The sequence below is a fragment of the uncultured Desulfovibrio sp. genome (genome assembly GCF_949282365.1).
Taxonomy (GTDB): domain Bacteria; phylum Desulfobacterota; class Desulfovibrionia; order Desulfovibrionales; family Desulfovibrionaceae; genus Desulfovibrio.
Genome location: NZ_CASDOY010000020.1, coordinates 24,926 through 35,819, shown reverse-complemented (window position 1 = coordinate 35,819; position 10,894 = coordinate 24,926). Strand labels below are relative to the sequence as shown.

General features: G+C 68.4%; 9 protein-coding genes. 6 read left to right on the top strand and 3 right to left on the bottom strand.

What is annotated here, in order from left to right; genetic code table 11:
* From infB to Q1X76_RS05840, 3 genes are all read left to right on the top strand, one after another.
* Positions 1 to 2,824 (top strand): translation initiation factor IF-2 (infB, locus tag Q1X76_RS05850; protein ID WP_300718676.1); only part of this gene is annotated, 2,824 nt, incomplete at its 5' end.
* Between the two features lie 745 nt (positions 2,825 to 3,569).
* Positions 3,570 to 3,863 (top strand): DUF503 domain-containing protein, encoded by a 294-nt coding sequence (locus Q1X76_RS05845; protein WP_300718674.1) that lies wholly within the window; start codon positions 3,570 to 3,572, stop codon positions 3,861 to 3,863.
* Positions 3,847 to 4,875 (top strand): DHH family phosphoesterase, encoded by a 1,029-nt coding sequence (locus Q1X76_RS05840; RefSeq protein ID WP_300718672.1) that lies wholly within the window; start codon positions 3,847 to 3,849, stop codon positions 4,873 to 4,875. Before Q1X76_RS05845 ends, Q1X76_RS05840 begins: the two co-directional genes overlap by 17 nt.
* Before the next feature lie 525 nt (positions 4,876 to 5,400).
* Here Q1X76_RS05840 and Q1X76_RS05835 read toward each other — a convergent pair.
* From Q1X76_RS05835 to argB, 3 genes are all read right to left on the bottom strand, one after another.
* Positions 5,401 to 5,667, bottom strand: coding sequence for a hypothetical protein (locus tag Q1X76_RS05835; protein ID WP_300718670.1), 267 nt, complete (start codon positions 5,665 to 5,667; stop codon positions 5,401 to 5,403).
* 1 nt (position 5,668) lies between these two features.
* The gene (locus tag Q1X76_RS05830) at positions 5,669 to 6,748 is read right to left on the bottom strand and encodes a hypothetical protein (RefSeq protein WP_300718668.1); all 1,080 of its coding nucleotides are present in this window, start codon (positions 6,746 to 6,748) and stop codon (positions 5,669 to 5,671) included.
* A 509-nt stretch (positions 6,749 to 7,257) separates the two neighbouring features.
* A complete protein-coding gene (gene argB, locus Q1X76_RS05825) occupies positions 7,258 to 8,037 on the bottom strand; it encodes an acetylglutamate kinase (protein ID WP_300718666.1) in 780 nt (259 codons plus the stop codon).
* Positions 8,038 to 8,277: 240 nt separating this feature from the next.
* Here argB and gltX point away from each other — a divergent pair, with 240 nt between their 5' ends.
* The 3 genes from gltX (at position 8,278) to Q1X76_RS05810 (ending at position 10,825) form a co-directional block, all read left to right on the top strand.
* Positions 8,278 to 9,675 carry a glutamate--tRNA ligase gene (gene gltX / locus Q1X76_RS05820; protein ID WP_300718664.1) on the top strand — a complete coding sequence of 466 codons (1,398 nt, stop codon included), beginning with the start codon at positions 8,278 to 8,280 and terminating at the stop codon, positions 9,673 to 9,675.
* Positions 9,676 to 9,730: 55 nt separating this feature from the next.
* Complete coding sequence (locus tag Q1X76_RS05815) at positions 9,731 to 10,234, top strand: aspartate 1-decarboxylase (RefSeq protein WP_300718662.1); 504 nt, start codon at positions 9,731 to 9,733, stop codon at positions 10,232 to 10,234.
* A gap of 180 nt (positions 10,235 to 10,414) precedes the next feature.
* Positions 10,415 to 10,825 carry an OsmC family protein gene (locus tag Q1X76_RS05810; RefSeq protein WP_300718661.1) on the top strand — a complete coding sequence of 137 codons (411 nt, stop codon included), beginning with the start codon at positions 10,415 to 10,417 and terminating at the stop codon, positions 10,823 to 10,825.
* The last annotated feature ends 69 nt before the right edge of the window (positions 10,826 to 10,894 follow it).

Here is a 10,894-nt window from a genome sequence, read left to right as displayed (position 1 = left end):
CGGCGCGGCTGCCGCCCCCGAAGCGGACAAGGCCCCCGAGGTCGCTCCCGCGCAGGCCGAAGCCGCGCCCGCGGCGCCCAAGGCCGAAGCGGCCCCCGAAGCCGCCCCGGCGGAAGCCCCCGCGGCCCGCGTGGTGGCCGCTCCCGAAGCCGAAAAGGCCCCCGAAGCCAGGGCCGAGGCCGTGAAGGGCGAAGCCAAAGCCGAAAGCAAGGCCGAGCCCCGTCGCGAGGCCCGCGTGGAAAAAGCCACGCCCCAGACCGCCCGCGTGGTGGCCCCGGCCGGTGCCCGCGTCATCAGCCGCCCTGATGCCACGCCCACGGCCCGCATCGTCCGGCCCGCCCAGGCTGCCGCTCCTGCCGCCAGGGCCGAGGCCAAAACCGAGGCCAAGGCCGAAACCAGGCCGGAAGCCAAGCCGGAAAAGGCCCCCGAAGCCCGCAAGAGCGCGGTGCTGGCCGCCATCAACGCCAAGGAAGCCGCCGAGAACGGCGCCGCGGAAAAGGCCGCCCGTCCCCGTGCGGGCCGTCCTGACGCCTCGGCCATGCCCGAAGGGTCCTCCGCGCCCACGCTGCCCCAGCGCGAGCCCCGCGAGAACCGTGACGAACGCCCCGCGGAAGCCACGCCCACCCGTGCCCGCGTGGTGGCCCCGGCGCCCCAGGTGCGCGTCATCTCCCGTCCCCAGCCCGGCGCCGCGCCCGCCCGCGACAGCCGTGACGGCGGCCGTGACCGTGACGGTGGCCGCGACAACCGCGACCGCGACGGCCGTGACAACCGCTCCGGGCGTCCCGGCGGCAACCGCACCGGCTTCGGCGACCGTCCGCGCGGCGGTGCGCCCCGTCCCGCCGGCGGCGGCTACAGCGCGCCCGCGCCCGCCGCTCCCGTGGACAGCCGCGACGGCCAGAGCAAGAAGAAGCGCAACAAGGGCCGCCGCACCGTGGATTTCCAGCAGGGCGATTTCGGCCGCCATCAGGACGATGACGACGCGCCGCGCATGAACCGCAGCACCCGCGGCCGCCGCAAGCCCGGCAAGCCCGCGGCCCCCGCGCAGGCCACCCAGCCCATCAAGGCCGCCAAGCGCAAGATCCGCGTCACCGAAGCCATCCGCGTGGCCGACATGGCCCACCAGATGGGCCTCAAGGCCAACGAGATCATCAAGGTGCTCTTCGGCCTGGGCGTCATGGCCACCATCAACCAGTCGCTGGATATCGACACCGCCACCCTGGTGGCCGCCGAATTCGACTACGAAGTGGAAAAGGCCGGCTTCTCCGAAGAAGATTACCTGCTGCCCCAGCAGGAGGACAAACCCGAGGACCTCAAGCCCCGTCCGCCGGTGGTCACCATCATGGGCCATGTGGACCACGGCAAGACCTCGCTGCTGGACGCCATCCGCAAGTCCAACGTCACCAGCGGCGAAGCCGGCGGCATCACCCAGCACATCGGCGCCTACCATGTGAAGACCAAGCGCGGCGAGATCGTCTTCCTCGATACGCCCGGCCATGAGGCCTTCACCGCCATGCGCGCCCGCGGCGCCCAGGTCACGGACCTGGTCATCCTGGTGGTGGCCGCCGACGACGGCGTCATGGAACAGACCCGCGAAGCCGTGAACCACTCGCGCGCCGCCGGTGTGCCCATTATGGTGGCCGTCAACAAGATGGACAAGCCCGGGGCCGACCCCGACCGCGTGCTGCGCGAACTGTCCGAGATGGGCCTGCAGCCCGAAGACTGGGGCGGCGACACCATCGTGGCCAAGGTCTCCGCCAAGACCCGCCAGGGCCTGGACGAACTGCTGGAACTGGTGGCCCTGCAGTCCGAGATCATGGACCTCAAGGCCAACCCCAACAAGCCCGCCCACGGCCGCATCGTGGAAGCCAAGCTGGACAAGGGCCGCGGCCCCGTGGCCACCGTGCTCATCCAGGAAGGCACCCTGCACCAGGGCGACAACTTCGTCTGCGGCCAGTTCTCCGGCCGCGTGCGCGCCCTGATGAACGACCAGGGCAAGAAGGTCAAGGAAGCCGGCCCCTCCATCCCCGTGGAAGTGCAGGGCTTCGAAGGCGTGCCCGAAGCCGGTGAGGAGTTCTTCGCCGTGGCCGACGAAAAGCTGGCCCGCCGCATCGCCGAGATGCGCGCCACCAAGCAGCGCGAACGCGATCTGGCCAGCGAATCCAAGGTCACTCTGGAAACCTTCCTCTCGCGCCGTGCCTCCGACCAGGAGACCCTGACCCTCAATCTGGTGCTCAAGGCCGACGTGCAGGGCAGCCTGGAAGCCATCACCGAGGCCCTCAACAAGCAGAGCACGGACAAGGTGCGCATCAACGTGGTGCACGGCGGCACCGGCGCCATCTCCGAATCCGACATCATGCTGGCTTCCGCCTCGCAGGCCATCATCATCGGCTTCAACGTGCGTCCCACCTCGCGCATCAAGGATATCGCCGAACGCGAGAACGTGGACATCCGCTTCTATGATATCATCTACAAGCTGGTGGATGACATCAAGAGCGCCATGGCCGGCCTGCTGGCTCCCGTGCAGCGCGAGGTCTACCTGGGCCAGGCCGAGGTGCGCAACACCTTCAGCGTGCCCAAGGTGGGCATCATCGCCGGTTCCTATGTGGCCGACGGCAAGATCGCCCGCAACGCCGGCGTGCGCCTGCTGCGCGACGGCGTGGTGGTCTACACCGGCAAGATCAGCTCCCTCAAGCGCTTCAAGGACGATGCCCGCGAAGTGGTCAAGGGCAACGAGTGCGGCGTGGGCCTGGAGAACTTCAACGATGTCAAGATCGGCGACGTGATCGAAGCCTTCGAGACCGTGGAAGAAGCCGCCACCCTGTAACGAGCGACGAACCGTGTCATGGCCGGGCCTGCCCCCGGCCGTGGCAACGGATATCCCATCGGGGAATGTCCCCCTTTTCCCCGCCAGGGCGGCCGGTCTTCCGGCCGCCTTTTTTTGTTCCGCGTTTTATTCATGAGGGGGGAAGGGGGACCTTTTTGGAAAAAGGTCGCCCCTTCCCCCCTCATACTCCCCCCATCCCTTCCAAAAACTTTCCTTCAGGTCAGTGCCGGTCTGCCCTGGCGCCGCGGACCGCCCCTGCCCGCCCGTCCCCCGGCGGCCCGGGAGGGAGGCCGCACGGGAGAAAGAAGATGGCCGGGCCTGCCAGCCGGACGGCCCCGTCGCCAGGCTGGAGACGTCGCCTCCTGCAAGCAGGCAGCTGCGGCCGACACGGGTCTTTCCCGTCCTTCGCGCTCCGTGCGGGGACATCTGGCGCCGCGGGATGCGTCCCCGCCCCACGCTCCCTTCTCCCGGCAGGAGACACCGGCAGGCGGGGCGGCAACGCCCTTTTCCCGGGAGCCGGCCCTTTTCAGCCGCCGCAATATCCTTTACAAAACGTGGCTGACGCCATGTCTTCCCCTTTCCCGGCCGATGCGCGACAGCACGCCGCGCCGGGTAACGGCGGGGACGGTCCATACCGACCTGAACAAAAGTTTTACGGGGGGATGGGGGCCGGGGGAAAGGGGATGCTTTGCCAAAAGCGGCCCCTTCCCCCGGCCTGCCGCTCCCGCGAGCTGATGCCATGCCCATGTTCGTAGCAGTCCTCACTGTGGAATTCGCCCTTGACGGCAACGACAACCTCAAGGCCAAGCGCCGGGTGGCCAACAGCCTGAAGCAGAAGGTACGCAACCGCTTCAACGTGGCCATCGCCGAGGCGGGCACCGAGAACAGCCTGACGCGCCTGCGCCTGGCTGTGACCTCCATCTCCAACAGCGAAGCGCACCTGCGCAGCCGCATGGACAAGTGCGCGCTGATGATGGAGGCCGTATGCACTGAAGAAATGACCGACAGCGAGGTGGAGATCTATGCCGTTGACGACTGAGATACCGGAAACGTGGCGCGCGCCCGCCGCGCGCATGGCGGAGCGCCTGCGCGGTCTGGACCGCGTGCTGGTGGCCGCGCATGTGAACCCCGACGGGGACGCCCTGGGCTCCATGAGCGCGGTGGGCTGGATGCTGCGGGCCCTGGGCAGGGAATGCGTGCTCTACAGCCCGTCGGGCGTGCCGGGATACCTCTCCTTCCTGCCCCTGCCGCGCACGCTGCTGACCAGTCTGGAGCGCCTGCCCTTCGAGCCGCAGGGCCTGGTCCTGCTGGACTGCGGCGAGCCCCAGCGCCTGGGCGAGGAGCTGGCCTCCGCCCTGCACGGGTGCTTCGCCGGGCTGCCCGGCATCAATATCGACCATCATCTGGGCAGTGACGGCATGGGCACGAGCGGCAACTGGATCGAGCCCGCGGCCGCGGCCACGGCCCAGCTGGTGGCCTATGTCTGCCTGGCGGCCGGCTTGCGTCCCGAAGGCCCGCTGGGCGAGGCCCTGGCCCTGGGTCTGGTGACCGATACCGGCGGTTTCGCCCACGGCAGCACCACGGCGGCGGTTTTCCGGCTGGCGGCCCTGCTCGGCGAGCACGGCTGCGACATCCCCGGCCTGCGCGAGAAGCTGGACAGCAACTGGAGCCCGGCGCGCATGGCGCTCTGGGCCCGGCTCATGCAGCGGGTGGAGCTGGCCTGTGACGGCCGCGCGGCCCTGTGTCTGGCCCGTCTGGACGATCTGCGCCGGTGCGGGGCCCTCAAGGAGGATCTGGAAGGACTGGTGGAGCAGTTCCGCCGCCTGCGCGGCGTGGAGGCCTCGGCCCTGCTGCGGGAGGACGCGCCCGGCGTCTGCAAGCTCAGCCTGCGTTCCACGGGCGACACGGACGTGCGTTCCGTGGCCGTGCAGTTCGGCGGCGGCGGCCACCGCAACGCGGCGGGCGGCACCCTGCGCATGGAAGGCCAGGACGCCCTGGACGCGGTGCGCGCCGCCCTCTGCCGTTTGCTGCGGGGCCGGGAGCGCGGCTGAGGCTCTTTTTGCTGCCGCCGCATCTTCCGGGCAGCCCAGCCCGGCACAAGAACACGAAGAGATACGCAAAAGGGACCGCCCGCGGGCGGTCCCTTTTGTCATGGCACGAGCGGCACCCGGGTGCCGCCAGTGCGCATCGATGCAATTTTGCTATTTATTTCAAACAAATCGATAGGATGGGCCACGCATGTCCCGTGAAGGATGCCTGCCGCGGGCTCCCGCGCTCCCCTGAAAAGCACGCTGGGGATCTGTAACGATCAGCGGCTTTCGGGGAAGATGGGGGAGCTTGCGGGGGAAGAAAGCCCTTGTTGGCCGCAAGGGCTACGGGCATCGACAGCAACGCGCGACCGGACGGCGGCCCGCAGGGCCGTGCCCGTTGCGACGAAGGAAGCTACGGGCATCGACAGCAACGCGCGACCAGACGGCGGCCCGCAGGGCCGTGCCCGTTGCGACGAAGGAAGCTACGGGCATCGACAGCAACGCAACGGCCTTCCTTCCCCCGCAAAACGAAACGTGGTCCCGGGCCTAGTCGGGGATGTACCGGTTGATGGTGGCCGCGCCTTCTTCATGGGCGCGGTAGTAGATGCGCAGCTCGCCCCTGTCGTCCAGGTCGAAGCGGGACTCCTGCACCAGACCGTTGACCTCGGCCGTCATCAGGGCGGAAAGGATGTCTTTCTTGTTGAGCGCGCGGAAGGAGCCGTACGTCCCCTTGAGGGCCTCGATGATGTCCTCGGGGCAGGCTTCGTCCACGGTGGTCATGTATTTGAGGATGGCGAAATTCAGCGGCTTCATCCTAGTTCTCCTTTCTGCGCAGGAACTCCAGCGGATTGGTGGCGATGGTGAAGATGCCCACGACCATCAGCACGGCGCCGATCCAGGCCACGGGGACCATGTTCCAGCCGTCCATGCCGAAGAGCACGCCCAGGATGAGCCAGCAGAAGAACGGCCCCCAGAAGGAATAGGCACCGTTGCAGGCCATGCCCAGGGCCGCGCCGCACATGGCATTGCCCCGGTACCAGCACATGAAGTTGAAGTAGCAGAGGAAACCGGCCACCACGAACCACTTCATGGAAGGCAGGTCCGTCAGGGCCTGGCCCAGCATGGCAAAGCCGTCGGTCTTGCCGATCCAGGCCAGGATGGGCACCAGCACCAGCAGGTTGGCGATGCCGATGGTCACTTCGCGGATGGTGATGCCCACTTCGGAATCGATGATGGAGACGCCGTAACCGCAGACGCAGCCTTCGATGCCCCAGCCCAGGGCCGCCAGGAAGCCGAAGAACAGGCCCAGCATCATGTGGGGATGGGCCTCGTTGCCGCCGGAACTGGCGATGCCGATCATGGCGCTGGCCGCGAAGCAGATGAAGATGCCCAGCAGCATGCGGGGGGTCAGGGCCTGCTTGAACAGGAAGCGGGCCAGGATGGCGCCGATGGCGGGGCACAGGGCGCTGATGGGCACGATGACCGAGCCGGCCATCTGCAGGCCCACCACATAGCAGGTGGAGGCAAAGGGCCCGCCGAACAGGGCCGCCACCAGCATCATCATGCCGGGACGGGTCCTGAAGCTGCGGCCGAAGTCGCCCAGTTTGCCGCGCAGGGCGGCCATGATGAGCGCCCAGACGGCGGCGCAGCCGTCAGTCAGGCCCGCGCCCAGGGCGCTCAGCAAAAAGAGGACGGCGAATTCCGACAGGCCGGCATCACCGCCGTACCAGACGGCCCAGATGCCCATGGCCATGGCATAGGTCATGAAGGCCGTGTACATTCCGTAGACCATGCCGGACGAGACCGCCGTCAGGATGCCCCTGACCCGGAAACTCTGGCTCATGGCTTTTTTGGCGGCCACAGCGGCCGCACTGGGGGCTGCGCTCTGCGTCATATCTCCTCCCCTGCTGCGCTTCTGCCGGGACTGCCGCCCGGCATGTTTTCCCCTGGCGTGCACGACGCCGTCGCGGCCAAGATCCCGCGCCCGGCGCTGTGACGCTCCCGCCGCGCCCTCCCTTTTCCCGAAAGAGGCGCGGCTGTCGCGGCGGACGACGGCGCACGGGCCGCCTCCTGCCGCTCCCCACAGATCTTCAAACATTCCCCTGCCCCGGGGCAGAGGCTGCCGCCGCTATCCGGCAGCGGCATGCGCCCCGGGCACAGACGTTTTCCACGGGCGGCCTGTCCCCGCGCCTGCGGCGCACAAGGCCCGCCCGGCCCCTGTTGCCGCCCTGCCGCACTGCGGGCGTGCGGGGCTCCTGTCAGGCATCGTCCCCGGCGGGGCGTCTTCCCGTCCCGGAACACGGCGACGCTGCCCGCGACATGCCGGCAGGCCACGGGCGGCACCCTGCTGGCAGCGGCCGTCGCGCGGCTGCCCGCCGGGCGGCACAAGGCCCCCCGGCCCGTTCACGCCGTGACCACGGTCCCCAGCGGTTCGCCGTCCAGCAGATAGCGGCGCAGGCTGGAGGGCTGGCGGCCGTCCAGGATCAGGGCCCGGGTGCAGCCTTCGTCCAGGGCGTGCAGGCAGGACTGCACCTTGGGGATCATGCCGCCGTTGATGACCCCGGACTCGATGAGCCCGGCGATGCGGGCCCGATCCAGCGAGGGGATCAGCTTTTTGTCCGCATCCAGCACGCCGGGCACGTCGGAGATGAGCACGAAGTAGTCGGCATGCAGGGCCCCGGCCACGGCGCCGGCGGCGGTATCGGCATTGATGTTCAGGGCCTGCCCTTCCGGGCCGGAGGCAACGGGGGCCACCACGGGCAAAAAGCCGCCGTCCAGCAGGCAGGAGAGCACCGAGGCATCCACCTTTTCCACCTCGCCCACCAGACCCAGCGCGGGATCTTTCAGCCGCGCCCGCAGCAGGCCCGCGTCACGCCCGGACAGGCCCGCGGCCCGCGCGCCGTGCTGCAAAAAGCGGCTGACCACGGTCTTGTTCACCTGGCCGCAGAGCACCATCTCCACCGCCTGCATGGTGTCGGCGTCGGTCACGCGCAGGCCGCGCTCGAAGCGGCTCTCGATGGCCAGGCGGTTCAGCAGGGCGTTGATCTGGGGCCCGCCGCCGTGCACCACCACCAGGCGCATGGTCTGTTGCAGAAAGGCCATGTCGTCGGCGAAGGCCGCGTTCAGCTCGTCCTTGTCCATGGCGTGGCCGCCGTATTTGATGACAACAGTCCGGGTACTCATATCGTCTCCTTGAGGCTCTGGCGTGAAATGTGCGGGCAGACCGCCTTAGACCTGTAGCATCCGGGTCCGGCAGGCGCAAGATGCCCTGCGGCCGCCGCTCTGTACGTACCATTGCAAGGCGCGCGCATTGGGGTTATCCTGTCCTGCTTGCGGTCACAGGGCACAGCCGCGCCCGGCCCCCTGTCCGCCCCAGCCCGCCACTATCACCGCGACGGCCTCCCGCCGCTGAAGGACATGATCATGAATAAAGTCGTTACCCGTTTCGCGCCCAGCCCCACGGGCCATCTGCACATCGGCGGCGCGCGTACCGCCATTTTCTGCTGGCTGCTGGCCCGCCATTTCGGCGGCGAGTTCCACCTGCGCATCGAGGACACCGACCTGCTGCGCTCCAAGCAGGAGTACACCGACTCCATCCTGGCCTCCATGCGCTGGCTGGGCCTGGACTGGGACGGCCCCCTCAACTACCAGACCCAGCGCACCGAGCTCTACAACAGCTATGTGGACAAGCTGCTGGAGACCGGCCATGCCTACTGGTGTTCCTGCACGCCCGAAGAAGTGGAAGCCATGCGCGAAAAAGCCCGCGCCCAGGGCCTGAAGCCCCGCTACAACGGCTGCTGCCGCGAACGCAACCTGGGCCCCGGCGAAGGCCGCTGCGTGCGCCTCAAGGCGCCCCAGGCCGGCAAGGTGGTCTTTGACGACATGGTCAAGGGCCGCATCGCCGTGGACGTGAGCGAACTGGACGACATGGTCATCCGTCGCGCCGACGGCATGCCCACCTACAACATGGCCGTGGTGGTGGACGACTACGAGATGGGCATCACCCACGTCATCCGCGGTGACGACCACGTGTCCAATACTCCGCGCCAGATCCTCATCTACGAAGCCCTGGGCCTGCCCGTGCCCACCTTCGGCCATGTGCCCATGATCCTGGGCCCCGACCGCCAGAAGCTCTCCAAGCGCCACGGCGCCCGCGCCGTCATCGAATACCAGAACGACGGCCTGCTGCCCCAGGCCCTGGTCAACTATCTGGTGCGCCTGGGCTGGTCCCACGGCGACCAGGAGATCTTCACCCAGGAAGAACTCGTCAAATTTTTCGACGGCACCAGCCTCAACCCGGCCGCCGCGGCCTTCGACCCGGCCAAGCTGGAGTGGATCAACGCCCACTTCATGCGCGAGATGCCCCTGGACGAACTGGCCGGACTGGTGCGCCCCTTTGTGGAAAAAGCCGGCCTGCCCGCCGACATCACCGACGGGCAGCTGGCCGCCCTCTGCCACATGTTCCGCGAGCGCGCCGGCGACCTCAAGGCCCTGGCCGAATCCTTCGCGCCCCTGCTGACCCCTGCCGACCAGCTGGTCTATGACGAAAAGGCCCGCGCCAAGAACCTGACCGACGCCAGCAAGGCCCACCTCAACGCCGTGGCCGAGATCTTCGCCGCCTGCGAGCCCTTCGACGCTCCGGGCCTCGAAGCCGCCCTGCACGGCTATATCGAAGGCAACGGCCTCAAGTTCAAGGACGTGGCCCCGGCCCTGCGCACGGCCCTGATGGGCTTCATGGGCGGCCCCCACCTGCCCGAGATCATGGCCTTCCTGGGCAGGGACGCCAGCCTGGCCCGCATCCGCCGCGCCGCCGCCCTGTAGCCGCCCACGTCCGCGAGGGAGCTTTTCACCGGGCCTCCGGCCCAAGGGGAACGCCATGGAAAGAAAGGAAGTCACCCGCATGCTGGTGGGCGTCCAGCCCCGGGGCCACGGCACCATCCGCGTGGTGGGCGCCAAGCTGCACGGCATCGTGGTCACGGAGTCCAAGCTCAACTATCACGGCTCCATCACCATCGATACCGACATCCTCGAAGCAGCCCGCCTGCTGCCGCTGGAATATGTCTATATCTGGAACAAGCACAGCGGCGCGCGCATCGAGACCTATGTGCTGCCCGGCCCGCGCGGCAGCGGCGTGGTCTGCCTCAACGGCGCGGCGGCCCGCACCTGCCAGGTGGGCGACGAGATCATCGTGGCCTCCTCGCGCGAGATCCCGGTGGCCCAGTATCACGACGGTTTCGCCTGCCGCGTGCTGACCTTCGACCAGACCGGCGGGCTGCCCAACCGCGTGGCCGAGCTGCTGGAATACCGCGTGGCGGCCCGGGACGAGGGCACGGAATTCGTCATCATGGACATGGCCACCGGCCGGGAGTGGATCAGCTAGACGGCAGCGCTCCGCCGCCCGCAAGGCCGTGACGAAAAACAGGCCCGCCCCAAAGACGACCTTTGGAGCGGGCTTTTTCCATCCCCGGGGCACGGCCGGCCCCCGCCGCCGGAACAGCGACGGGACCACTTGCATCCCCCGGCCGGACAGGGCATGCTGCGAAAAACAAAGGAGACTCCCATGGCTGACATCATCGCCAAATATCTCGGCGACCTGCGCGTGGAATGCGTGCACCGGCAGAGCGGCACGGTGCTCGTCACCGACGCCCCCAAGGACAACAACGGCAAGGGCGAGGCCTTCTGCCCCACCGACCTCTGCGCCACGGCCCTGGCCGCCTGCGCCATGACCATCATCGGCATCTACGGCAAGAACCACGGCGTGGACGTGACCGGCACCCGCATCGAGATCAGCAAGACCATGAGCGCCGACCCGCGCCGCATCGGCAAGATCGAGGTCATCTTCCACATGCCCGACCGCGACTATTCCGAAAAGGAAAAGACCATGATCGAACGGGCCGCGCACACCTGCCCCGTCCACCTGAGCCTGCATCCCGACACGGAACAGGTCTTCACCTTCAAGTGGAGCCGCTAGGCGCGCAGGCCGGCACGGACAGGAGACGCGCCGGTGCCGCAAGGACATGACGCCCGCCCCGTACCGGCC